The 24,660-nt window shown below is 67.6% G+C and carries 18 protein-coding genes; 10 read left to right on the forward strand and 8 right to left on the reverse strand.

Annotated features, from left to right (window positions below):
* Nucleotides 1-33 precede the first annotated feature (33 nt).
* The 3 genes from ACTJKF_RS21130 to ACTJKF_RS21140 all read left to right on the forward strand — a co-directional run bounded on the left by ACTJKF_RS21130 (nucleotide 34) and on the right by ACTJKF_RS21140 (nucleotide 2,741).
* On the forward strand, nucleotides 34-723 hold the full coding sequence (locus ACTJKF_RS21130) for a response regulator (protein WP_440625854.1): 690 nt from the start codon (nucleotides 34-36) through the stop codon (nucleotides 721-723).
* 463 nt (nucleotides 724-1,186) lie between these two features.
* Complete coding sequence (locus ACTJKF_RS21135) at nucleotides 1,187-2,341, forward strand: branched-chain amino acid ABC transporter substrate-binding protein (protein ID WP_440625778.1); 1,155 nt, start codon at nucleotides 1,187-1,189, stop codon at nucleotides 2,339-2,341.
* A gap of 88 nt (nucleotides 2,342-2,429) precedes the next feature.
* Nucleotides 2,430-2,741: an XRE family transcriptional regulator gene (locus ACTJKF_RS21140; RefSeq protein ID WP_440625780.1), complete on the forward strand. Its 312-nt coding sequence runs from the start codon at nucleotides 2,430-2,432 to the stop codon at nucleotides 2,739-2,741.
* 133 nt (nucleotides 2,742-2,874) lie between these two features.
* Here the strand turns inward: ACTJKF_RS21140 and ACTJKF_RS21145 are convergent, their stop codons facing one another.
* Nucleotides 2,875-6,471 carry an indolepyruvate ferredoxin oxidoreductase family protein gene (locus tag ACTJKF_RS21145; RefSeq protein WP_440625782.1) on the reverse strand — a complete coding sequence of 1,199 codons (3,597 nt, stop codon included), beginning with the start codon at nucleotides 6,469-6,471 and terminating at the stop codon, nucleotides 2,875-2,877.
* Nucleotides 6,472-6,575: 104 nt separating this feature from the next.
* Here ACTJKF_RS21145 and ACTJKF_RS21150 point away from each other — a divergent pair, with 104 nt between their 5' ends.
* Nucleotides 6,576-7,481 (forward strand): LysR family transcriptional regulator, encoded by a 906-nt coding sequence (locus ACTJKF_RS21150; protein WP_440625783.1) that lies wholly within the window; start codon nucleotides 6,576-6,578, stop codon nucleotides 7,479-7,481.
* An 87-nt stretch (nucleotides 7,482-7,568) separates the two neighbouring features.
* Here the strand turns inward: ACTJKF_RS21150 and ydiJ are convergent, their stop codons facing one another.
* Nucleotides 7,569-10,616, reverse strand: a complete 3,048-nt coding sequence (ydiJ, locus tag ACTJKF_RS21155) for a D-2-hydroxyglutarate dehydrogenase YdiJ (protein WP_440625786.1) — start codon at nucleotides 10,614-10,616, stop codon at nucleotides 7,569-7,571.
* 151 nt (nucleotides 10,617-10,767) lie between these two features.
* Here ydiJ and ACTJKF_RS21160 point away from each other — a divergent pair, with 151 nt between their 5' ends.
* Nucleotides 10,768-11,658: a LysR substrate-binding domain-containing protein gene (locus ACTJKF_RS21160; protein ID WP_440625788.1), complete on the forward strand. Its 891-nt coding sequence runs from the start codon at nucleotides 10,768-10,770 to the stop codon at nucleotides 11,656-11,658.
* Between the two features lie 22 nt (nucleotides 11,659-11,680).
* Here ACTJKF_RS21160 and ACTJKF_RS21165 read toward each other — a convergent pair whose 3' ends face one another.
* On the reverse strand, nucleotides 11,681-12,532 hold the full coding sequence (locus ACTJKF_RS21165) for a LysR substrate-binding domain-containing protein (protein ID WP_440625789.1): 852 nt from the start codon (nucleotides 12,530-12,532) through the stop codon (nucleotides 11,681-11,683).
* A 106-nt stretch (nucleotides 12,533-12,638) separates the two neighbouring features.
* Between ACTJKF_RS21165 and ACTJKF_RS21170 the strand changes: the two genes are divergently transcribed.
* Entirely contained in the window at nucleotides 12,639-13,286 is a 648-nt protein-coding gene (locus ACTJKF_RS21170) for a LysE family translocator (RefSeq protein ID WP_440625791.1), read from the forward strand.
* A 199-nt stretch (nucleotides 13,287-13,485) separates the two neighbouring features.
* On the opposite strand, the gene ACTJKF_RS21175 is transcribed toward ACTJKF_RS21170, so the two are convergent.
* On the reverse strand, nucleotides 13,486-14,772 hold the full coding sequence (locus ACTJKF_RS21175) for a collagen-like triple helix repeat-containing protein (protein WP_440625792.1): 1,287 nt from the start codon (nucleotides 14,770-14,772) through the stop codon (nucleotides 13,486-13,488).
* A gap of 339 nt (nucleotides 14,773-15,111) precedes the next feature.
* On the opposite strand from ACTJKF_RS21175, the gene ACTJKF_RS21180 reads away from it, so the two are divergent.
* The 3 genes from ACTJKF_RS21180 to ACTJKF_RS21190 all read left to right on the forward strand — a co-directional run bounded on the left by ACTJKF_RS21180 (nucleotide 15,112) and on the right by ACTJKF_RS21190 (nucleotide 19,361).
* Entirely contained in the window at nucleotides 15,112-16,821 is a 1,710-nt protein-coding gene (locus ACTJKF_RS21180; RefSeq protein ID WP_440625794.1) for a dihydroxyacetone kinase family protein, read from the forward strand.
* Nucleotides 16,822-17,218: 397 nt separating this feature from the next.
* A complete protein-coding gene (locus ACTJKF_RS21185) occupies nucleotides 17,219-18,604 on the forward strand; it encodes an MFS transporter (RefSeq protein ID WP_440625795.1) in 1,386 nt (461 codons plus the stop codon).
* Nucleotides 18,605-18,917: 313 nt separating this feature from the next.
* Entirely contained in the window at nucleotides 18,918-19,361 is a 444-nt protein-coding gene (locus ACTJKF_RS21190) for a cupin domain-containing protein (protein ID WP_440625796.1), read from the forward strand.
* A gap of 109 nt (nucleotides 19,362-19,470) precedes the next feature.
* Here ACTJKF_RS21190 and ACTJKF_RS21195 read toward each other — a convergent pair whose 3' ends face one another.
* The gene (locus tag ACTJKF_RS21195; RefSeq protein WP_440625798.1) at nucleotides 19,471-20,256 is read right to left on the reverse strand and encodes a hypothetical protein; all 786 of its coding nucleotides are present in this window, start codon (nucleotides 20,254-20,256) and stop codon (nucleotides 19,471-19,473) included.
* A 222-nt stretch (nucleotides 20,257-20,478) separates the two neighbouring features.
* Between ACTJKF_RS21195 and ACTJKF_RS21200 the strand changes: the two genes are divergently transcribed.
* A complete protein-coding gene (locus ACTJKF_RS21200; RefSeq protein WP_440625799.1) occupies nucleotides 20,479-20,859 on the forward strand; it encodes an ATP-dependent protease in 381 nt (126 codons plus the stop codon).
* A gap of 306 nt (nucleotides 20,860-21,165) precedes the next feature.
* On the opposite strand, the gene ACTJKF_RS21205 is transcribed toward ACTJKF_RS21200, so the two are convergent.
* The 3 genes from ACTJKF_RS21205 to ACTJKF_RS21215 form a co-directional block, all read right to left on the reverse strand.
* On the reverse strand, nucleotides 21,166-22,560 hold the full coding sequence (locus ACTJKF_RS21205; protein WP_440625800.1) for an aspartate aminotransferase family protein: 1,395 nt from the start codon (nucleotides 22,558-22,560) through the stop codon (nucleotides 21,166-21,168).
* A 20-nt stretch (nucleotides 22,561-22,580) separates the two neighbouring features.
* A complete protein-coding gene (locus tag ACTJKF_RS21210; RefSeq protein ID WP_440625801.1) occupies nucleotides 22,581-24,059 on the reverse strand; it encodes an NAD-dependent succinate-semialdehyde dehydrogenase in 1,479 nt (492 codons plus the stop codon).
* A gap of 123 nt (nucleotides 24,060-24,182) precedes the next feature.
* Nucleotides 24,183-24,653 carry an Lrp/AsnC family transcriptional regulator gene (locus ACTJKF_RS21215; RefSeq protein WP_440625803.1) on the reverse strand — a complete coding sequence of 157 codons (471 nt, stop codon included), beginning with the start codon at nucleotides 24,651-24,653 and terminating at the stop codon, nucleotides 24,183-24,185.
* Nucleotides 24,654-24,660 lie beyond the last annotated feature (7 nt).

Below are 24,660 nucleotides of genomic sequence, written 5' to 3' on the forward strand. Positions count from 1 at the left end.
TCCGACAGGTCACGCTCACTTCTCGCGAAACCGATGAACCCCTTGATACTCATTGCCGAAGACGACCCGGAAATCGCCGAGATACTCGACGCCTATCTCGCTCACGACGGCTTTCGCACCTACCGGGTCGGTCACGGTCAAGCCGTACTCGACGTGCAACCCGTGCTGAAACCCGACCTGGTCCTGCTCGACATCAGGATGCCGCGCAAGGACGGTTGGGCCGTGCTGGTCGAACTGCGACGCCGGTGCGACACGCCCGTCGTCGTCGTCACCGCGCTCGACCGCGAGATCGATCGCTTGCAGGGGCTGCGTTTCGGCGCGGACGACTACATCGCGAAGCCGTTCAATCCGGCCGAGGTGGTCGCGCGCATCCGGGCGATCCTGCGCCGCTTCGAAACGGCCGCGCCGGGCCGCTTCATCAAGGTCGGCAACCTTGAAATCGACACGCAAAGCTATCTGGCCAGGGTCCGCACGGACACCGGGGCAACCAGCGTCTCGCTGACGCTGACCGAGTTCCGGCTGCTCGCCCACCTGGCCGGCTCGCCGAGCCGCGTGTTCACGCGCAGCGAATTGATCGACGCGTGCCTCGCCGACATCGATGCGCTGGAGCGCACCGTCGACAGCCATGTCAGCCGGCTGCGCAAGAAGCTCGAATGCGCCGGCGCGTCCGGGATGCCGGAGGTGATGCGCGGCGTCGGCTACCGGCTGCGGGGCACCCGGTGACGTGTGCGGCATCGGCCGCGCGCGCCAGTTCGCGGAGGCCGGCGAACTCGACCGTTAGTTGCGCGGTCGACACCGAAGCCGATCCGGCGCGTCGCCCATCCAACGCCGCGAGGTCGAACGCCGCCAAAAAGTGTGCAGACAAATCGACCGAACAGTTCGCGATTGATTGCACCGCACTGTCCATGGCCATCGGTAGCGGGCCGGTCGAATAATCGGAGCAATATCGCCTCACATTTTTGCGCAAGGTTACGCAATTCGCCGCAGCGGGCGCACACGCGTTCGGATATATTCATACGAATTGCGTGTCGTCAGACGAAAGCGCCCGCTCGCCCTGGGCACGGCCCGGCGACATGCAAGCCGAACCCTTCAAGGGTCGTGAAGACTCGTCCGGCACGCCCACCGCCTCACAAGGGCGCGCGGCCCACCGGACGGCACTAGAACTATCAATCAACGGAGATGGCAGATGGAACGAAGCACTGTCGGCATGCGCTGCAAACCCCTGATCACCGTCGCACTGGCCGCCGCCGCCTTCACGGCCGCGTCGGGCGCGATGGCCGACCAGGTCGTGAAGATCGGCAGCGTCGAACCGACGACGGGCGGCATTTCGCACCTGGGCAAGGACAACGAGAACGGTGCGCGCCTCGCGGTCGAGGAAATCAATGCGAAGGGCCTGACGATCGGCGGCAAGAAGATCACGCTGCAGCTCGACGCGCAGGATGACGCGGCCGACCCGCGCCAGGCCACGCAGGTCGCGCAGAAGCTGGTCGACGACAAGGTCGTCGCCGTCATCGGCCACCTGAACTCGGGCACGTCGATTCCGGCCTCGAAGATCTACAGCGACGCCGGCATCGTGCAGATCTCGCCGTCGGCGACGAACCCGACCTATACGCAGCAGGGCTTCAAGACCACCTACCGCGTGGTCGCGACCGACGCGCAGCAAGGTCCGGCACTCGCGAGCTACGCGCAGTCGAAGGGCGTGAAAAGCGTCGCGGTGATCGACGATTCGACCGTGTACGGCCAGGGCCTCGCGAACGAGTTCGAGAAGAAGGCAAAGGCGCTCGGCCTGAAGGTGCTGTCGCACGACGCGACCAACGACAAGGCGGTCGACTTCCGCGCGATTCTCACGAAGGTCAAGGGCGAGAACCCGGACGCGATCATGTACGGCGGCATGGATGCCACCGGCGGCCCGCTCGCGAAGCAGGCGAAGCAGCTCGGCCTGCGCGCGAAGATCCTGTCCGGCGACGGCGTGTGCACCGACTCGCTGGCCGAGCTGGCCGGCCCGGCGGCCGACAACGTGCTGTGCTCGCAGGCAGGCGCTGCGCTCGAGAAGATGCCGGGCGGCGCGGCGTTCCTCGCCAAGTACCAGAAGCGCTTCAACCAGGGCATCAAGTTCGATGCGCCGTTCGCGTACGACGCGGTCTACATCGCGGTCGACGCGATGAAGCGCGCGAACTCGACGGACCCGGCGAAGATCCTCGCCGCGATGCCGTCGACGAAGTATGAAGGCGTGATCGGCACGACGACCTTCGACGCGAAGGGCGACCTGACGCACGGGATCATCTCGATCTACGGCTACAAGAGCGGCAAGAAGACCTTCCTCGACCAGGTGAAGATGTAACGCCTCGCGACGCCGGCCCGACGGGAACGCCACCCGTCGGCACCGGCGCCGCGCGGAGCCGATTCAAGTTTTGCGGAGACGAAGCGACATGTGTGCGATGGCGTATGCGGAATTTCAACAGGAGTTGAAGAAAGCGCAGTTGACGGCGCGGGAATTCGCCCGGCTGATCCGGATGAACGAAAGCTCCATCACGAACTATTCGAGCAAGGGCACCGTCCCGTCCCACCTCGCGGTCATCGCGACCCTCATCGGCGCGCTCGCCGCGCACGAGATCGATTTCCGGCACGTGATCGGCAATACGGCGATCGAGCCGAAACGGCCGCGCGGCGTCGGCGCGTTTCCGGCGGCGGCGGCCAAGCCGCGGCCGCGTGTCCCGAAGCGCCGCAACGGCGATTCGTGAACCGCCGCGGCCGACCGGCCGACCGGCCGCGCTGCCGCGCTGCGATCGCGCACCACGCGTCGCGCCCATCCGCCCGCATTGCCACTGACGGCGAGCCCGGCCTGAAACGAAGCCGCACGCGCCGCCACGCACGTCACGCGACGGCGGCCGATCGCATCGGCGTCCGATACGTTTGCAGCAACCGCGCCCGTTTCTGCTCCGCAGCCGCCATGTTGCGCGCCTTCACGTGGCCGAAGCCCCGAATATCGTCGGGCAGGCCGGCGAGTTGCAGCGCGACCGGCAGACGCTCCGCATCGAGCGTCGCGCAGAACTCGTCGACGAGCGCGATGTAGTCGGCAATCAGCCGGCGTTCGTCGCGCCGTTCGGCCGTGTGCCCGAATACGTCGAACGCCGTGCCGCGCAGCCCCTTCAGTTTCGCCAGCACCCGGAAGGCCGGCAGGATCCACGGGCCGAAGCGCTTCTTCTGCAGGTGCCCGTGTTCATCGCGCTTCGCCAGCAGCGGCGGCGCAAGATAGAAGTTCAGCGTGTAGTCGCGCCCCGGCACGCCGTCGAACTGCTGACGCAGCTTCTCCAGGTAAGCCGGATCGGCATACAGGCGCGCGACTTCGTATTCGTCCTTGTACGCCATGAGCTTCGCCAGGTTGGCGGCAACCGCGCGCGTGAGCGGGAGCGCCGCATCGCCCGTGATCACGGCCTCCTTCGCCCGGATGCGCTCGATCACGTCGCGATAGCGCCGCGCATACGCGTCGTTCTGGTACGCGGCCAGCAACGCCTGCCGCGCGCCGATCAGCGTGTCGAGCGATTCGGGCATCCGCACCACGGTTTGCCGCGGCGCGGCGACGGGCTCGATCGCCGGCTGGACCGCGGCCGCGCCGTGATGCGCGATGTAGCGCCCCAGCGCGAACGCTTGCCGATTCTTCTCGACCGACACGCCATTGAGTTCGATCGCGCGCAGCAGGCTCGTCAGTTCGAGCGGCAGCCAGCCCTTCTGCCACGCGAAGCCGAGCAGCAGCGGATTGCTGTAGATCGAGTCGCCCAGCAGCGCGAGCGCGAGCTTGTTCGCGTCGATGAACGCGCACCCGTCGCCGATGCTGTCGCGCAGTTCGTTCTCGGTCTGCGTGCCAGGGAACGTCCATTTCGGATTCTTGACGAATTCCGCGGTCGGCGTCGCGCCGCTGTTGATCGCGGCGACCGTCACGCCATGCCGGGTGCGCGACAGCACGTCGTTCGATGCCGACACGATCGCGTCGCACCCGATCACGAGCCGCGCTTCGCCGGTCGCGATGCGCGTCGCGTGCAGCGCATCGGGCGTCGCCGCGATCTGCACATGGCTCAGGACCGCGCCGCCCTTCTGCGCGAGACCGGCCATGTCGAGCACCGTGACGCCCTTGCGTTCGAGATGCGCGGCCATGCCGATCAGGCCGCCGATCGTCACGACGCCCGTGCCGCCGACGCCCGTCACGAGTATCCCGTACGCACCCGCGAGCGCCGGCAACGCCGGCATCGGCAACGCATCGAAGTCGAACGCGGCCGCGCTGCCGCCGCGCGCCGCCGCGGGCTTGCGCAACTGCGCGCCCTCGGCCATCACGAAGCTGGGGCAAAAGCCCTTCACGCAGGAGAAATCCTTGTTGCACGACGACTGGTTGATCTTGCGCTTCGTGCCGAGCAGCGTGTCGAGCGGTTCGACCGACAGGCAGTTCGACTGCACCGAACAGTCGCCGCAGCCTTCGCACACGGCGTCGTTGATGAACGCGCGGCGGGCCGGATCGGGGTACGCGCCGCGCTTGCGGCGGCGGCGCTTTTCGGTCGCGCAGGTCTGGTCGTAGATCAGCACCGTCGTGCCCGCGACGTCGCGCAGCATCCGCTGAACCGAATCCAGCCTGTCGCGATGATGCACGTCGACGCCCGCGGGCAGTGCGACACCCGCGTCGTACTTTTCCGGCTCGTCCGTCACGATCACGATGCGCTGCGCGCCTTCCGCGCTGACCTGGTGCGCGATCTGCGGCACGGTCAGCACGCCGTCGACCGGCTGGCCGCCCGTCATCGCGACCGCATCGTTGTAGAGGATCTTGTACGTGATGTTCGCGTTCGACGCGATCGCCGCGCGGATCGCGAGCAGGCCCGAATGGAAGTAGGTGCCGTCGCCGAGATTCACGAACACGTGCTTGTCGCCGGAAAAGTGCATCTGGCCAAGCCAGGCGACGCCCTCGCCGCCCATCTGGCTGAACGTCTCGGTCTTGCGGTCCATCCACATCGACATGTAGTGGCAACCGATCCCGGCCAGCGCGCGCGAGCCTTCCGGCACGTTCGTCGACGTATTGTGCGGACAGCCCGAGCAGAACCACGGCTTGCGCTCGACGGACACGCGCGGCTTCGCCGCGTCGCGCTCCTTCGCATCGATGATCGCGACGCGCGCGAGCATGCGCGCGCGCACGTCGTCGGGCAGGTCCGCACGCGAGACGCGACGCGCGATCGCCTTCGCGATCAGCGCCGGCGACAGCTCGTAGTGCGCGGGCAGCAGCCAGTCGCCGCGCGGCACCGACCATTCACCGCCTTCGTTGTCGCGTTCGTCGAATTTGCCGTAGATCTTCGGACGCACGTCCTCGCGCCAGTTGTACAGCTCTTCCTTCAGCGCATATTCGAGAATCTGGCGCTTTTCCTCGACGACGAGGATTTCCTCCAGGCCCGTCGCGAACGCGCGCGCGTCCTGCGCGTCGAGCGGCCACACGCAGCCGACCTTGAGCACGCGCAGGCCGATCGTCGCGCAGGTTTCGTCGTCGAGGCCGAGGTCGCTCAGCGCCTGGCGCACGTCGAGATATGCCTTGCCCGCCGTGATGATGCCGATGCGCGGCGTCGGCGAATCGATCACGATGCGGTTCAGCCGGTTCGCGCGCACGTACGCGAGCGCCGCGTACCACTTCTCGTCGAGCAGCCGTGCTTCCTGCGCGAGCGGCGCATCCGGCCAGCGAATATTGAGGCCACCCTGCGGCACCGTGTAATCGGTCGGCGTGACGATCTCCACCCGGTCCGGATCGAGGTCGATCGATGCCGTCGATTCGATCACGTCCGTCACGCACTTCATCGCGACCCACAGGCCCGAGTAGCGGCTCATCGCCCAGCCGTGCAGCCCATAGTCCAGGTATTCCTGCACGTTGGCCGGATAGAGCACCGGAATTCCCGCCGCGATGAACGCATGCTCCGACTGGTGCGCGACCGACGACGACTTCGCCGCGTGGTCGTCGCCCGCGAGCACCAGCACGCCGCCGCGCGCATCGCTGCCGGCGGAGTTCGCGTGCTTGAACACGTCACCGGTGCGGTCGACGCCCGGGCCCTTGCCGTACCACATGCCGAACACGCCGTCGCGCGTCGCGCCCGGCCACAGGTTGATCTGCTGCGTGCCCCACACGGCCGTCGCGGCGAGATCCTCATTCACGCCGGGCTGGAACACGATGTCGTTCGCCTGCAGGTGCCGTTTCGCTTTCCATAGCGACTGATCGAGCGCGCCGAGCGGCGAACCGCGATAGCCGGAGACGAAGCCGGCCGTATTGAGGCCCGCCTTCCGATCGCGCGCCTTCTGCAGCATCGGCAGACGCACCAGGGCCTGCGTGCCGCTGATGTAGACGCGGCCCTTTTCGAGCGTGTACTTGTCGTCGAGCGAAACCGGCTCGGCGGGCGGGACGGCCGTGTCGGCCGGGGAAAGGGACGCAACAGCGGGGTCTGGCGCGTTCATGGCAGGACGTGTCTCCGGGGGAATCGTGATTTTTCAGCGCAGTATAGGAAGCCGAATTGCTATCGTAAAATCACAAATAGACAATCCTGGTATCCGAAAATCAGATGGCATTCGATCTCACGCTCCGGCAATTGCGCTACTTCGCGGCGGCCGCCCAGACCGGCCAGTTTTCGATGGCGGCGGCCAACGAACACGTGTCGCAATCGGCGATCACCAACGCGGTGCTGGCGCTCGAACACGGGCTCGGCACACGGCTCTTCGAACGGTTGCCGCAGGGCGTCGCGCTCACGCCCGACGGCCAGGATTTCTACAACCATGCGCGCCGCGTGCTCGACGCCGCGCGCGATGCCGCGCACAAGCCGCCGTTCCGCTCGCACGACATGCGCGGCACCGTGCGCATCGCCGCGTCGTACACGGTGCTCGGCTATTTCCTGCCGGAACTGCTCGCGCGCTTTCGTGCGACCTATCCGTTCATCGAGTTCGACCTGCGCGACATGGAGCGGGCCGACAGCGAACGGGCGGTGCTCGACGGCGACGTCGACATCGGCGTGGTGCTGCTGTCGAACGTCGACAAGCTGAGCCGGTTCGGCAGCCAGGTGCTGATCCGCTCTCGGCGCCAGCTGTGGGTCGCGCCGACGCATCCGCTCGCGCAGCTCGACGCGCCGTCGCTGAAGGACATCGCCGCGCATCCGTACATCCTGATCACGGTGGACGAGGGCGAGCAGTCGACGCTGCGCTACTGGAAAAAGAAGGGAATCGCGCCGAACATCGCGTTTCGCACCCGTTCGATGGAAGCGTTGCGCGGGCTGGTGGCGCACGGGTTCGGCGTGACCGTGTTGTCCGACATGGTGTTCCGGCCGTGGTCGCTCGAGGGCAAGCGGATCGAAGCGCGGCCGATCCTGGACACGGTGCCGCAGATGGACGCCGGGATGATCTGGGCGAAGGGCGCGCAGTTGAGCGCGCCGGCCGCCGCGCTGCAGCAGTTCTTGATTCACGCGTGCGGGACGTGAATTGCATCGCGGATGCGGCCGGTGGCGACGTCCCCGTCGCGGCAGGCCGGGCACGACCCCCCCACGCCGCGCCGGGCTAATCGGCGCTCACCCCGCCGCCCGCACATGATCGAGCAGCGCTTGCAGCGGATGACGCACCTGCCGTGCCGACATGCGCTTCACCTGGCTGCGGCACGAATACCCGGTCGCGAGCGCTTCGCCTGCGTCTTGCGGCGCATCGACGTGCGCGGCCCACGACTGCGCATAGATCGTCCGCGACGTGTCCAGATTGCGGGCCTCGTGGCCGTACGTCCCCGACATCCCGCAGCACCCGGTCGCCTGAACCGAGAGGCGCAAGCCGCGACGCGCGAATACCTGTCCCCACTGCTTGCCGCTGTCCGGCGCGTTGGTTTTCTCGGTGCAGTGCGGCAGCAGCCGGTACGAGCCGGACACGTCACCCGGCGCCGCTTCCGGCAGCGCGTGCAGCAGCCACTCCTGCGGCAGCGCGACCTTCGGCACGTCGGCGAGCCCCGTCACCTTCAGATACTCCTGACGATACGTGAGCGTCATCGCCGGATCGAGGCCGACCAGCGCGACACCCGAGCGCGCCAGCGCGGCCAGCTGCGTCGCGTTGCGAATCGCCGCCTTCTCGAATGCGCGGAGAAAGCCCTGTACGTGCAGCGCCTTGCCGTTCGGCGCGAGCGGAGCGAGCCACACCTGGAAACCCACGCGCGCCGCCAGCTCGATCAGCGTCGCCAGTTGCTCGGTATCGAAGTAGCGCGTGAACGTGTCCTGCACGATGACGACGCTGCGCGCGCGCTGCGCATCGGTCAGCGCCGCGAGCGCCTGCGGATCGGCAGGCCGCACGCGCCATTGGCGAATGACGCCCGCGAGATCGAAGCGGCTCAACAGCGGGCTGTCGACCATGCCGACGTGCCGCTCGAGCACCGTGCGCACCCAGCCGGCGCGCATCAGCCCGTTGTACAGCGCAGGCACGCGCGCCATCCACGGCATCGTGTATTCGAGCGAGCCGATCAGGTAGTCGCGCAGCGGCCGCAGATAGCGCTGGTGATACAGCTCGAGAAAGCGCGAGCGGAACTCGGGCACGTTGACCTTGACCGGGCACTGCCCCGCGCACGACTTGCAGGCGAGACAGCCGGCCATCGCGTCGTACACCTCGTGCGAGAAGTCGGCTTCGCCGTTGCGCGCGGCACGGCTGTTGCGCCAGCGGGCCATGAGCCCGCTCACGAACGGCTGCCGCGCACGCGCCGCCGCGACGACGTCCACGCCGGCCTGTCCTTGCAGGCGCAACCATTCGCGCATCAGCGACGCGCGCCCTTTCGGCGACTGCACGCGTTCGCGGGTCGCCTTCCATGACGGGCACATCGCGTCGTCCGGATCGAAGTTGTAGCAGGCGCCGTTGCCGTTGCAATGCATCGCCGTGCCGTAGCTCTGCCACACGCGCTCGTCGATCTGCCGGTCGTGGTCGCCGCGCGTGGGCACCTCGTCGATCTTCAGCAGCCGCATCGTGTTGTCCGGCGGCGTCGCGATCTTGCCCGGGTTGAACTGGTTGTGCGGATCGAATGCGGCCTTCAGTTGCTGCAGCGACGGATACAGCTCGCCGAAGAACGCCGGCGCATATTCGGAGCGCACGCCCTTGCCGTGCTCCCCCCATAACAGGCCACCATGGCGCTGCGTGAGCGCGGCCACCGCGTCCGACACCGGCCGCACCAGCGCGGCCTGCTTCGGGTCCTTCATGTCGAGCGCCGGGCGCACGTGCAGCACGCCGGCGTCGACGTGGCCGAACATCCCGTACTGCAGCCCGTGGCCGTCGAGCAGCGCACGGAATTCGGCGATGTACGCGGCGAGGTTCTCGGGCGGCACCGCGGTGTCCTCCACGAACGGCTGCGGACGCGCCTCGCCCTGCACGTTGCCGAGCAGGCCGACCGCGCGCTTGCGCATCGCATACACGCGCTTCACCGCATCGTCGCCGCTCGCCAGCGTATGGCCCAGCCGCTCGACGCTCGTATCGATGCGCAGATGGTCGACGAACGCGCGCACCTGCGCATCGACCTCTTGCGCGTCGTCGCCGCTGAATTCGATCAGGTTGATGCCGAGCGTCGGACGCTGGTCGTCCTGCGGGAAATACTCGGCGACGCTGCTCCACACGAAGTCCTTCATCGCGAGCATCAGCACCTTCGAGTCGACCGTCTCGATCGACAGCGGCTTGAGTTCGAGCAGCGCGCGCGCATCGCGCAGCGCGTCCATGAAGCCCGCGTAGCGCACGTTCACCAGCACCGCGTACTTCGGGATCGGCAGCACGTTCAGCTTCGCTTCGACGACGAAGCCCAGCGAGCCTTCCGCACCGCACAGCACGCTGTTCAGGTTGAAGCGGCCATCCGGCTCGCGCAGGTGCGCGAGATCGTAGCCGGTCAGGCAGCGGTTGAGTTTCGGAAACTTCGCGTCGATCAACCCGGCCTTCTCGTCGCTGATGCGGCGCGCGGTGCGATACACCTTGCCGACCCGGTCCTGCCGCGCGCAGCGGCGTTCCAGTTCGTCGTCGGCCAGCGCGTCGCTGTGCAGCTGCTCGCCGCCCATCAGCACGAAGTCGAGCGCGAGCACATGGTCGCGCGTCTTGCCGTACGTGCAGCTGCCCTGCCCGCTCGCGTCGGTGTTGATCATCCCGCCGACCGTCGCGCGATTCGAGGTCGACAGCTCCGGCGCGAAAAAGAGGCCGTGCGGCTTCAGCGCGGCATTGAGCTGGTCCTTGACGACGCCCGCCTGCACGCGCACCCAGCGCTCGTCGGCATTGATTTCCAGGATCCGGTTCATGTTGCGCGACAGGTCCACGACCACGCCGTCGGTCAGCGACTGCCCGTTGGTGCCGGTGCCGCCGCCGCGTGCCGCCACCGCGACGTCGCGATGCGCGGGCTCGGCCAGCAGCCGCGCGACGAGCCGCACGTCGTCCGCATGCGCGGGACAGATCATCGCCTGCGGCAGCCGCTGGTAGATCGAGTTGTCGGTCGCCAGCACGGTCCGGTTCGCGTGATCCGCACGGATTTCCCCGGCGAAGCCGGCGGCCTGAAGGGCAGCGAGAAAATCGCGGTAACGGCTTTCGGGCTGGCTGGCGGGACGGGGCAACGGGGCGATCGACATGGGATAAACGCGAAATGTGGGGGAGCCGGTGCGCCACCTCGGCCAAAACATGAGTTTTGAGCAAGATTCCACGCACGCCGGAAATCCAGTATCTTGCTAATCAGCGCGAGAAACAAACGAATTCTCCTCCGGCAAAACTTGCATAAAACTCATGAATTACCGCCACCTGACCCCGTCCATGTCGCTGCTGCTGGTGTTCGAGGCCGCCGCGCGGCATGAGAGCTACACGCGCGCGGCCGACGAGCTGTCGCTGAGCCAGAGCGCGATCAGCCGGCAGGTCCAGACGCTCGAGGATCAGCTCGGCGTGGCGCTGTTCCGGCGCGAGGGCCGCTCCGTGAAGCTGACCGAAGTCGGGCGGCGCTACTGCGTCGAGCTAAGCGGCGCACTGGGGCGCATCCGCGGCGCGACGCTGCAGGCCATGTCGCACCAGGCCGGGGCCGGCACGCTGCGGCTGGCCACGTTGCCGACCTTCGGCTCGAAATGGCTGCTGCCGCACCTGCACGACTTCTATGCCGCGCATCCGGGCGTGACCGTGCACCTGCATTCGCGGATCGGCGGCATCGATTTCCATACCGACGATCTCGACGCGGCCATTACCGTCGGCGCGGGCGACTGGCCCGGCCTGCACGCGCACCGGCTGTACAACGAGTTCCTGATCGCGATCGCGAGCCCCGACGCAGGCGGCGGCCGCGCGGCCGACCTGCATGCGCCGGCGTGGGCGGCCGGGCAAACGCTGCTGGGGGTGACGAGCAATCAGCATGCGTGGGCGGAATGGTTTGCGCATTTCGGGCTCGATCATCGCGAGATGCGGATCGGCCCGAGCTTCGAGCTGACGTCGCACCTGATCCAGGCCGTGCGCGCCGGAATGGGCATCGGCCTCGTGCCGAAGGTGCTGGTGGAAGACGAGCTGAGCCGCCGCGAACTCGTGACGATCGGCGACGCGATCACGAGCCAGCGCAGCTACTACCTCGTGTATCCGCCGGAAAACGACACGCTGCCGTCGCTCGTCGCGTTCCGCGAATGGCTGCTGAAATCCTGCTGAAACGCGGTCGCCGACGGGCCGCTCAGGTGCGCCATTCGCCCAGAATCTGCTCGGCCAGGTAGTCGCACGGCGGGCGCGCGGACTGCGCGCTGCGCGCGAGCACGACCTCCATTTCGCCGAGCGGCGGCAGCCCCTGGCTTTCCGACAGCTGCACGAGATGATCGGGAATGCAGCAGCGCGCCAGCGGCGCGACCGCGAGCCCCGCCTCCACCATGCTGAGCAGGCCGAGGTGGCTCGGGCTTTCGTACGACATCCGGTACGGGATCTTCCGCCGGTTCAGCGCCTTGACCGCGTGATCGCGCGCCATGCTGCCGCCGTGCGTGAAAAAGGCCACCGGCAACGGCCGCTCTTCCCATACGTTGCGCTTCGGCGACCCGGCCCAGACGAGCGGTTCGAGCCGGATCAGCTCGCCGGTCACGCCCTTGATGCGCGTGAGGCACGCCAGGTCGACGGTGTTGTCCTTGAGCATCGGCACGAGCGCGCTGCTCGGCTGGCCGATCACGCGCACTTCCACGCGCGGATGCATCGCGGCGAACTTGCCCAGCACCTGCGGCAGCAGCGACGAGATGTAGTCGTCGGGCACGCCGATCGTCACGCGGCCGCTGATCTCCGGGCGCACGACCGACGCCCACGCCTCGTCGCGCATCGCCAGCATCCGGCGGCCGTACTCGGCGAGCATGCGGCCGTCGTCGGTCGCCGTGACGTTGCGCGTATCGCGGATGAACAGCGGCTTGCCGAGCGCGTCTTCCAGCGCCTTGATCTGCATGCTCACCGCCGACGGCGACCGGTGCACGGCCTGCGCGCCCTGCGCGAACGAGCCGGACTCCGTCACGGCCACGACCATCGCCAGCACATCGAGATCGAGCTTTTTCATTTTCCTCAGAAAATCTGATCAATCGATTCAGTTTATCCCGTTTTACTGTTCGCCTCCATGATCGGACAATGAATCCCATCGACGTTCATTGCAGGAAACGGCAACCATGCACACCTCAGGCTCGCTCTACGGATTCCTGGTTATCGGCGGGATGCTCGCGGTCACGCCGGGGCCGAACATGGTCTACGTGATGTCGCGCTCGATCGCGCAGGGGCGCACCGCCGGATTGATCTCGCTGGCGGGCGTGATGGTGGGCTATCTGTTCTACATGTTCGGCGCCGCGTTCGGCATCACCACGCTGTTCCTGAGCGTGCCGCATGCGGGCACCGTGCTCGGCGTCGTGGGCGCCGCGTATCTGCTCTTCCTCGCGTGGCAGGCCGTGCGGCCCGGCGGCCGTTCGCCGTTCGAGGTGAAGGCGCTGCCGAGCGAGCAGCCGATACGGCTGCTCGCGATGGGCGCGACGACCAGCGTGCTGAATCCGAAGCTCGCGATGCTGTTCGTGTCGCTGCTGCCGCAGTTCATCGACTACCGGCAAGGCAGCGTGTTCGGCCAGTCGCTCTTTCTCGGTTCGCTGCTGATCGCCGCGTTCGCGTCGGCCAACGGGATGGTCGCGATCTGCTCGAGCGGCATCGCGAAGTTCCTGCACGGGCGGCCGGCGCTGCTGCTGGCGCAGCGCTGGGCGATGGGGATGGTGCTGGGCGGCCTCGGCGTCGAGATGCTCGTCGATGCGTCGAGGATGGCGGGCGCGGCGTGATGCGCGGCGGCGCCTCGCGCTTCTGCGATGCGGATTGATGGATAGCGGTCACGCCGCCTCACCGCGATTCGTTCGCGGTGGTGGGCGGTGAAACCGCTGCGAAGCGCGATCTCGTCGCAAAAAACGAAAGGCGAAAGCAGTGAGCAGTGAGCAGTGAGCGATCAGCAAACCGCGTCGCCGCTCACCGCCCGGTGCACCGCTACTTCCCGACGCCGCCGAGCGCGCCGCCCAGCAACGACGTCACCGGCGCGAGCGGATTCGCCGCGGAACCGCCGCCCGCCGCGCTGCCGAGCGTGCCGGTGACCGTCGACACGAGGTTCGTCACAGGCGCCAATGGACTCGCCCCACCCGCGCCGCCAAGCGTACCGGTCACCGTCGACACGAGGCTCGTCACAGGCGCCAACGGGCTCGCCGCGCCGCCACCGGCCGCGCCGCCGAGCGCGCCCGTCAGCGCCCCGACCGGCGTCGATCCAGGCCCCGACAGCAAGCCGCCCAGCGGCCCCGCCGCGCCTGCATTGCTCGGCGCACCGACCGGCGGGCCGTTCTGCACCTTCCCGACCGACGCACCGGCGATGCTCATGATCAGGCCGGGAATCGGCGCGATGCCGTTCGGGCCGTTGTAGTCGACGAGTCCGCCCGCGTTGATCACCGTATTGCCGAGCGCACTGACGACCCCGCCTGCCGCACCGGCAAGCAGGTTGGCCGGCCCGGGGGACGACTGCGCCGGGATCCCCAATCGCCAGCCCGCCTCGACTATCGCACCGCCGACTTGCCCGAGCAGCCCGGCCACCGGTTGCCCGAGGCCCGTCGTCGCGCCGATCTGCTGCGTGGTGCGGCCGGCCGTGAGCACGAGCGGCGCGACGGCCGAGCTGATCTGCTGCGTGACCTGCTGCACGGGGCTCGACGACAGCGTCGAGCCGACGGTACTGCCCGCCGCGCCGAGGCCGCCGGCCACCGTGTCGAGCACCGCGCCGACGGGTGTCGTGACCGGCGCGAGCGGCGCCAGCGGCCCCGAGCCGAGCGCGCGGGCCGTCTGCGCGAGACCCGCCACCGGATTCGCGGTCGCGCCGACGACGTTGCCGAGCTCGGCCACCGTCGTGCCGACCGGATTGGCGCTCGAGCCGATCTGCCCGAGCCCGTCGCTGAGCGCATTGGCGGCCGCGCGCGTGACCGTGCTGACGCTGGCAATCGCGTCGCCGGCGCTGCGCGTCGCGCCATTGCCGAGCCCTGGCACCGTCACGCCGCCGACGGTCGAGCCGAGGGCCATCGCGAGGCCGCCGGCCGTATTGACGACGCCGTTCGTGCCGGGCGCGCCGCTCGTGCCATAGCCGCCGCCGGCCACGCCCGCGCCGGGTTTGTTGTCGGTCACGCTCGCGCCGCTGCTGGCCGCGCTCGATGGCGCTGCGACGTCGCTGCCGCCACAGGCGGTCAGCACGCCGGCCGCGGCCAGCACCGCGGCGGACGTGAAGATGCGGGTTCGATACATGGTGGTCTCCTCGCGGTCCGGGCGATGGAATGTTCGAAGCTGGACCGAAGGATCAAACAGCATTTTCCATGCCATTCGCACGCGCGAATGCGCGTCGCGCCCGCCAGGCCGGCCTCCGCACGCGCGGGCGCCGTCTGGCCGCGCTCCTGGCCCACGCGTTTCGGGCCCATGAGCGGCGCCGTTGCCGTTACATTCGTGCTACGAATGCATCGATGTTACGTAACGCCGACTGTGTGGCGCACCGTTTTCGAATCGCGCCGCCTACCATCCACAGTACGTCGCCCGGCCGGCACCGCACACGTGCCGCCCGGCTCCGTCCCACCGTCAGGAACCGTCGTCATGAAAAAGCTCGTGAACCGCCCGTCCGATGTCGTGCGCGAAATGCTCGAAGGCATCGCGCGGCAATCGCCGCATCTCGCGATCCTCGGCGACGAGCACGTGCTCGTCCGCCAGCCGCTGCCCGAGCCGTCGGAGCGCCCCGTCGCGATCCTGTCCGGCGGCGGCAGCGGCCACGAACCCGCGCATGGCGGCTATGTCGGCGCAGGGATGCTGAGCGCGGCCGTCTGCGGCGAGGTGTTCACGTCGCCGTCGACCGACGCCGTGCTCGCCGCGATCCGCGCGAGCGCCGGCCCGAACGGCGCGCTGCTCGTCGTGAAGAACTACACCGGCGACCGCCTCAATTTCGGACTGGCCGCCGAACTCGCGCGCGCCGAAGGCATTCCGGTGGAAACGGTGATCGTCGCCGACGACGTGTCGCTGCGCGGCCGCGTCGAGCGCGGGCAGCGCCGCGGGATCGCGGGCACCGTGCTGATCCACAAGCTGGCCGGCGCGGCCGCCGCGCGCGGGCTGCCGCTGGCCCGCGTCGCGGCAATCGCGCGCGACGCAGCCGCCGAACTCGGCACGATGGGCGTCGCGCTCGACGGCTGCACGCTCCCCGGCGCCGACCAATCGGGATTCAGCCTCGCCGATCACGAGATCGAGCTCGGCCTCGGCATCCACGGCGAGAAAGGCGTCGAGCGCACCGCGCCGCTGCCGGCCGACGCGCTCGTCGAGACCCTGCTGTCGAGCATCGTCGCCGATCTCGTACTCGATCGCGGCGAACGCGTCGCGCTGTTCGTCAACGGTCTCGGCGCGACCCCGGACATGGAGCTGGCCATCGTGCTGCGCGCCGCCTACGACAACCTGAGCCGGCGCGGCATCACCGTCGCACGCGCGTGGGCCGGCACGTTCCTGTCCGCGCTGAACATGCCCGGCTGCTCGATCTCGCTGCTGCGGCTGAACGACGAACGCGCCGCGTTGCTCGACGCGCCGACGCAGGCGCGCGCATGGCCGGGCGGCGGCGCCGTGAACGCACGGATTCGCGCGGAAGCAACCGCCGTGCAGGATCAACCGCTGCCGCCGCTCGACGCAGCCGGCCGCGCCTGGGCCGCCCGGTTGCAGCCGGCACTGCACGCGGTCGCACAGGCGCTGATCGACAACGAAGCGACGCTGACGGAACTCGACACCGCGGCCGGCGACGGCGATCTCGGCGCGAGCATGCATCGTGCCGCGCAGGCGATCCTCGAGTTGCCGGACGCCGCGTACGGTACGCCGGCGGGCATGCTCGCCGCGCTGGGCGCGGCATTGCGCCGCGCAATCGCGGGCAGCTCGGGACCGTTCTATGCGACCGCGCTGCTGCGCGCGTCGCGGCGCCTCGCCGAAGCCGCCGATACCGCCGAACCGTCGGCGCGCGACTGGGCCGCGGCGTTGCGCGGCGCGGTGGAGGCGATCGGCGAACTGGGCGGCGCTCGCGCCGGCGACCGGACGATGCTCGACGCGCTGGTGCCGGCCGCCGCTGCGTTCGACCACGCGCTCGATCACGAGCGCGACCACGCGAGCGCATGGACGGCCGCGGTGGAAGCGGCGGAACACGGCGCACGGCAAACGGCCGGCATGACGCCGCGCGCGGGCCGGGCCAGCTATCTCGGCGAGCGCGCGATCGGCACGCCGGACGGTGGCGCGGTGGCGGTCGCGTACTGGCTGCGCGCGTTGGTGCCGCACGTACGGTAAGCGGCGGTTCGTGCGATGCGTCGCCGTGCATGCCGGCGCATCGCCATCGCCATCGCCATCGCCGGCAAGCGGGCGAGCGGGCGAGCGGCGCCGCACATTCCACATTCCATTCGGAGACCTGATCGCTGCGCCGCACGATCGCGCAAGCGGGCGCGGCAACCGCCCGGGAGCGGCCACGCAATACCGGACAATCACGTGCGTTGTGCATCGCGAACCGGGGCATGAACAGGCGCGCGCGTCGACTTGCCGGGCCATCGCGCCACCGCGCGCCCCTTCCCCGCACGGGGAAAACCCCGATCCCCACATCGTCCTATGACATCGGGCATCGCCAATTGGCGGGATTACTTTGATCCTCGTCGGCGCCCGCCCGGGCGCATGCTGATAACGAGGACCCCTCATGCGATACGTGCCATCGTGGACTTCCGTTTCCGCCGCCGCGTCCGTTCCGGACGAGACGGCTTCCCGCGGCGACGAGCCGCACAGCCTGCCGCGCGTCGCGATCGCGGCCGCCGCGCTCGGCAATGCGACCGAATGGTTCGATTACGGCATCTACGCGTACGGACTCGCGTACATCTCCGCCGCGCTGTTTCCCGGCAACACGGCCAGTGCGACGTTGTTCGCGCTCGGCACGTTTGCGATCTCGTTCCTGATCCGCCCGCTCGGCGGCCTGTTCTGGGGCCCGCTCGGCGACCGCCTCGGCCGCAAGCGCGTGCTCGCGCTGACCGTGCTCACGATGTCCGGCGCGACCTTGCTCGTCGGCGTGCTGCCGACCTTCGCGACGGCCGGCTGGCTCGCGCCGGCGGCGCTCATCGTGCTGCGCATGGTGCAGGGCTTCTCGACCGGCGGCGAATACGGCGGCGCGGCGACCTTCATCGCCGAATACGCGCCGGATTCGCGACGCGGCCTGTGCGGCAGCTTCCTCGAATTCGCGACGCTGGCCGGGTTCTCGCTCGGCGCGCTGCTGATGCTCGGCTTCGCGCTGCTGCTCGGCGACTCGTCGATGCACGCATGGGGCTGGCGCCTGCCGTTCCTCGTCGCGGCACCGCTCGGGCTGATCGGTTTCTATCTGCGTTCGCGTCTCGAGGAAACGCCGGTGTTCCGCGAACTCGAGGAGCAGGCTCATCGGCGCGAGCAGAGCACCGCCGCCACCGCGCTGCCGATCGGTCAGTTGCTGGTCCGCTATGCGCGGCCGCTGCTGTTGCTCGGCGGGCTCGTCGTCGCGCTGAACGTCGTCAACTACGTGCTGCTCGCGTACATGCCGACCTACATGCACAAGGAACTCGGCGTCAGCGAGAACATGTCGCTGCTGATTCCGCTGATCGGCATGCTCGCGATGATGGTGCTGCTGCCGTTCGCCGGCTGGCTGTCGGATCGCGTCGGCCGCAAGACGATGTGGTGGATCTCGCTCGTCGGGCTGTTCGTCGCGGCCGTGCCGATGTTCACGCTGATGACGCACGGCGTGCTCGGCGCCTTCGTCGGCTTCGCGGTGCTCGGGCTGCTGTATGTGCCACAGCTCGCGACCATTTCCGCGATGTTCCCGGCGATGTTCCCGACCCATGTGCGGTATGCGGGAATGGCGATCGCGTACAACGTGTCGACGTCGCTGTTCGGCGGCACCGCGCCGATCGTCAACGACTGGCTGATCGGCAAGACCGGCAACACGATGATTCCCGCGTACTACATGATGGCGGCGTGCGCGGTCGGGCTGGTGGCGCTGGCCGGTGTGATCGAGACGCGCGGGTGCTCGCTGCGCGGGGAAACGGTGCCGGGGAAAGCGGGCTGATGCCCAAGGGGACGGTGATTAGCGTCCCATAAATGGCATCCTTTGCATCGCCCGCCGTCCGGCAACGGATCGCGGGCGATGGGTGTGGCGGAGGCGGTGCACGTCGGCCGCGCGTGGCTGTACGCAAGTGGACGGCGAAGCGCATGCCGAAGATCGGACATAGGGACGCGGAAACGGATTCTTCGGAAACCCGTGGCGCATAATCTGGGTTGACCGGCGTTCCCTTCGGTCGCCGGACGCGATGCAAGCGGTGTTTTCCTTGCGTATCACGTTGACGGATTGATGAAAATCCTTGATGTGCAGGAGTCTGAAAATGATGCTCAGCGGCACGGCGGCACGCGAACCCATCATCATTGGTCAGTTGAGCATTCAGTACCTGATAGATGGGACTGCTACAGGCGGAATGGGTGTTTTTGAGCTGACTGTCCCCCCTGATTCGCAAGTTCCGCCACCACACAGCCATACACGTAACGAAGAATGCGTCTATGTCCTTGACGGCGTGCTTCGGTACACGGTCGATGGGATAGTCCGGGACCTGGCGCCAGGAGAATGGATGTTCACCGCACGAGGATCGGTCCATCACTTCAGCAATCCGCACAATGGCACAGCCCGCGCATTGATCGTCCTTACGCCCGACATTGGTGCTCAATATTTTCTGGATGTCCAGGCAATCGTGAATGCTGGCGGGCCGCCCAGTCGCGAGAAACTTGTCGACGTCATGTCCAGGTACGGGCTCGTGCCTGCGCCGCCACAATGAACGACGGTCGTCCACCTCCACTCGATGGCATCGATTCGTACGATCAAACGCTCTTCGCCCGCCGAGCCCAGCGGCACCGCTGGGACTCCGCGCGTGCCACCTCGGATCGCTAGCGGCTACCGGTGGGAAACGGCCACGCAGCAGCAGGATTGAGTGCCGTTTTCGCACTTGCGGCTGCTGGTTCAGCTACTTCTTCAGACTTCTTGGCCACCGTGGTCTGTTCCACGGTCGGTTTGGCAGCCGCGGCTCCTTTGGCTATCCGCGTACGCTGTTTCGGAGCATTCACCTCAGCAGACTGAGAAATCAGATGGACAACGTCCTCATTTTTTCCCTGGACGAACTCGGCGATTTTCACCCACGGCACGTTGCCGCTTTCGACGAGCGACTGAGCGCTGTAATCGAGAATGCTCAGTCGGAAAGCGTGCGCTTCGCTTTGGACGAGTGCATGCGCCCTCTCGGATGAAGCCAGGCGGCTGAGCGCGATGATGCGGACCGACTCCGCCATCAGCCATGGGCCGAGCCATTCCTGCTTGCCTTCCGTGATTCGGTTCTTTGCGTAAGCGATCAGCTCCATGATGCGCGATACCGCGGGCCCCAACATGGCATCGTTGTCGAACTCGAAAGCGAAGTGAACCGACTTCACTTGGGCCGTGAGCAGCTCCAACTGGTCGCGTTCGAGCTTGTCGATAATCGTGCCGACGATGTTCTGAACCGCCCCATCCAATTTTCGCGCGACGTCGTCAACCGCACTTGCGAGCCTTGCATTCGCTTCCGTCGATGCGGCCGCAACGGTTACATTCATCTCGTGACTGCGCGCGCCGTTCTCGCGCAAGTAGGAGAGGAAATCTCCCGCAAGGTTCAGACCTTTATCCAACAAGCCGGCATACCAGACCATGTGTGCTCCCAATTTGAAAATCCCCGCGGGCCGATTGAGTCGACCCGGGTCGTCCATTGGTATATCGGCAATTCTCGCCAGCAACTTTATGGGGATGCACCATGAAATGTGAAGGCTGCCAGGGCCATGGCTATCGCCAGCGCTGTTTCGCCGTCCGGATTCCCGGCACCTGCCCGGGCGCGGCCCGTGCGATGATGTGCCATGACCGACATGAGAGATGGAATGACCACACCGTTTGACGCGGCAACCACGGCCGCAATCGCCGCGTTTGCCCAACTGGATTTCTACACGGCTGTGCAAGCGATGCGCGCCGAGGCCGATTACGACCACGAACGTGACCAGTGGATCTCGCGCTATATCGACGAGCGCGGCGGCGCGGACGATGCAGAATACGACGCCTTGCACGCGCAGGCCCAGGCATCCCCGGAATACGCGCAGTTCGTCGATGCGATTCGCCGGGAAATCCTGGAATACTTCGGCGTGACCGACGATCAACTGGACGGGATGGTCATGCTGCGCAGTGACGACAGCGATGAGCTTTGGGCGGAAGTGAACCGGCAGCGGAGCGCGCTGGGAACGGGGGAAGTGCGCGGAGACCTCTGACCATTGCTTGCCATTGGGGTCTCAAGTCGTGCCGGGTGCGGGGCTGGCGTCAGGTCAGTCACGTGGTGCGCAGGGCTCCAGGTTGCTGCAACCGATCCGCCAACGGAGAACAAGCTCTCGGATCTTCGGAACGCGTGATCGTTGTGCTCTGCGGATCCAAACCGTCGAGGCAACGGCTCGAATGGCAGCAAGGGGGCGGCTACCGACACCCACGCCCGCCGAATAAGCCCGAAACGATGCGCCGCCGCACGCCCGTGCGACGGCGTCACGTCGCGCGCCTGCGCGCGCATCAAGACCGCAAGCACCTCAGGCGACGCTCGAAAGATTCCGTTCCGCCACCTCGTCCACCGCTTCCTTCACGATCCCGACGATCTCGTCGGCTTCCGCGCGCGTCATCACGAGCGGCGGCGCAAACCCGAGAATGTCGCCGTGCGGCATCGCACGCGCGATCACACCGCGCTGCAGCGCCGCGGCCGATACCTGCGCGCCGATCTTCAGCGCCGGATCGAACGGCGTGCGCGCGTCCTTGTCGGCCATGAACTCGAGCGCGGCCAGCATCCCGACGCTGCGCACCTCCCCGACGAGCGGATGCGTGCCGAACGCATCACGCAGCTTCGCGCCGAAATACGCGCCCACTTCCGCGGCGTTGCCGACCAGGTTCTCGCGCTCGAGAATCGCGAGGTTCGCGAGCGCGGCGGCCGCACATACCGGGTGCCCCGAATACGTCCACCCGTGCCCCATCGGCCCGTGTTCCTGCGAACCTCGCGCGATCACGTCCCACACCTTCTCGCCGACGATCACGCCCGACAGCGGCGCATACGCGCTCGTCAGCCCCTTCGCGACCGTGATGAGGTCCGGCTGGATGTCGAAGTGCTGCGCCCCCATCTTCGAGCCGAGCCGCCCGAACCCGCACACGACCTCGTCCGAGATCAGCAGGATGTCATGCTTGCGCAGCACGGCCTGGATCGCGGGCCAGTAACCGGCCGGCGGCTCAATGATGCCGCCCGTGCCCATCACCGGTTCGGCAATGAACGCGGCGATCGTGTCGGCGCCTTCGCGCGCGATCAGCTTCTCGAGCGCGTCGACGCAGTACGCGACGAACTGCGCTTCGCTCATGCCGACCGGCGCCTTGCGATACCAGTGCGGACACACCGTGTGCTTCACGCGATCGATCGGCAGATCGAAATGCTGATGAAAACTCGGCAGGCCCGTGAGGCTGCCCGTCACGATGCCCGAGCCATGATAGCCGCGCTCGCGCGAGATGATCTTCTTCTTGTTCGGGCGGCCGAGCACGTTGTTGTAGTACCAGACGATCTTGACCTGCGTCTCGTTCGCGTCGGACCCCGACATCCCGTAGTAGACCTTCTTCATCCCGGCCGGCGCCCAGTCGATGATGCGCGACGACAGCTCGATGATCGCATCCGACGCGTGGCCGACATACGTGTGGTAATACGCAAGCTGCTTCGCCTGCGCGTACATCGCATCGGCCACTTCGGTGCGGCCGTAGCCGATGTTCACGCAGTAGAGGCCGGCGAACGCATCGATATAGCGCTTGCCCTCGTGATCCTCGATGCGGATGCCTTCGGCGCCGCGCACGATCCTGCCCGGCAGCGCGCCGGTCTCGTGGTCGTACGCGTGCGTCGACGGATGCATGAAATGGGCGCGGTCCTCGCGCAGCAGTGCGTCGATCGATTGTTTCATGATGAGCTCCTTTGAATGAGTCAGGCCGTCGCCGCGACGGGCAGGCCGAGATTGCCGAGGCAGAAGTACTTGGTTTCGGTGAACGGTTCGAAGCCTTCGGCGCCGCCTTCACGACCGAGGCCCGACGCCTTCATCCCGCCGAACGGAATCGGCGCACCGGTGAATTTCACGCCGTTGACCGACACCATCGCGAAATCGAGCCGCCGCACGAGCTGGAAGATCGTGTCGATGCGCGTCGCGCAGACGTACGCGGCAAGGCCGTATTCGGTGTCGTTCGCTTTTTCCACGACTTCGTCGAGCGTGTCGAACGCGCACACCGCCGAGATCGGCGCGAAGTTTTCCTCGTCGACCACGCGCATGCCGGGCGCCGCGTCCGCGATCACGGTCGGTTCGTAGAACCAGCCGCCGAGCGCATGCGGCCGGCCCCCGGCGACGATGCGCGCACCGCGCGCACGTGCATCGTCGACGCGTGCCACCGTTGCGTCGAATGCAGCCTGGTGCATCAGCGGACCGACGTCGACGCCCGGCTCGAACGCGGGGCCGGTCTTCAGTTCGCGCACCGCATTCGCGTAGCGGCCGACGAATGCGTCATACAGCGGACGGGCAACGAAGATCCGGTTCGCCGCGCAGCAATCCTGCCCGGAGGTCTGGAACTTCGCGCCGACGGCGATCCGCACCGCCTGGTCGAGATCCGCGTCCTCGGTGACGATGAACGGCGCGTTGCCGCCCAGTTCGAGCGCGATCTTGCGAATGCCGGCCTTCGCGGCGGTTTCGGTGACGAGCCGCCCGACGCGCGTCGATCCGGTGAAGCTCACCGCACGCACGCGCGCATCGCCGACGAGCGTTTCCATCGCCATCTGCGGTTCGCCGAGCACGACGTTGAACACGCCGGCCGGGAAGCCGGCCTCGTCGGCGAGCTGCGCGAGTGCGAGCGCCGAGAACGGCGTCTCGTGCGCGGGCTTCACCACCACCGCGCACCCTGCCGCAATCGCGGCCGCGGCCTTGCGCGTGATCATCGCGGCCGGGAAATTCCACGGCGTGATCAGCGCCGCGACACCGACCGGCTCCATCACCGTGCCAAGATGCGCGCCGTCGATATGCGTCGGGATCGTGCGCCCCGCGACGCGCTTCGCCTCGTTCGCGAACCATTCGACGAAGCTCGCCGCATAGCGGATCTCGCCGCGCGATTCGGCGAGCGGCTTGCCCTGCTCGAGCGACAACAGCGCGGCGAGATCGTCGAGATGACGCAGGATCAGCGCATGCCAGCGCAGCAGCGCGGCGCTGCGGAGCGCTTGCGGCGTCCAGCGCCACGTGTCGAACGCACGCTGCGCGGCGTCGACGGCCGCGACGATCTGCGCGCGCTCGAGCATCGGCACATGGCCGATCACGGCCTGGTCGGCGGGGTTCACGACGGCGACCGTCGCGGCACTGTCGCTATGGATCCAGCGACCGTCGACATAGCACGTCGACTTGAACAGTACGGGGTGTCCGGGCAACATCCTGCGTCTCCTCGTTTGGGTGGGCACGAGCTTCATTCTGGCGTGCCGCCGGGCGCGGAAATTTCGGTTTCGGCGCCCGGTTCTTGCGGTTTTTTCCGTATTGCCGCGCGTTCGCGCGAAGTTTCAGAGCCAGTCCGGCGCGCCGCCCGATTCGCACTTCACGACCTTCGTCACGATGTACGTGAAGTAGCGCTCGATGCCGAGGTCGTCCATCAGCAACGCATCGATGAAGCGCTGGTAGTGATCGATGTCGCGCGCGACCACGTGCAGCACGTAATCGACGCCGCCGCCCGTCGCATAACACTGCGCGACTTCGGGCGCCGCGCTCACCCGTTCCTCGAAACGCCGCATGTCGGGCGCGGTATGACGCGACAGCGTCACCTCGACGACGATGCGGCTGCCCGAGAACGCGCCGATCCAGTCGACGTCCGCGCGATAGCCGCGGATCACGCCGCTCTCCTCGAGCTTGCGCACGCGCTCCCACGCGGGCGAGATCGACAGGTTCACGGCCTCCGCGAGCTTCGACTTCGTGATGCGCCCGTCGCGCTCGAGGAGGCGCAGGATCGCCAGGTCGTATCGGTCGAGCTTGATCACGGCGTGC

Source organism: Burkholderia sp. 22313 (genome assembly GCF_052045245.1).
Lineage (GTDB): Bacteria > Pseudomonadota > Gammaproteobacteria > Burkholderiales > Burkholderiaceae > Burkholderia.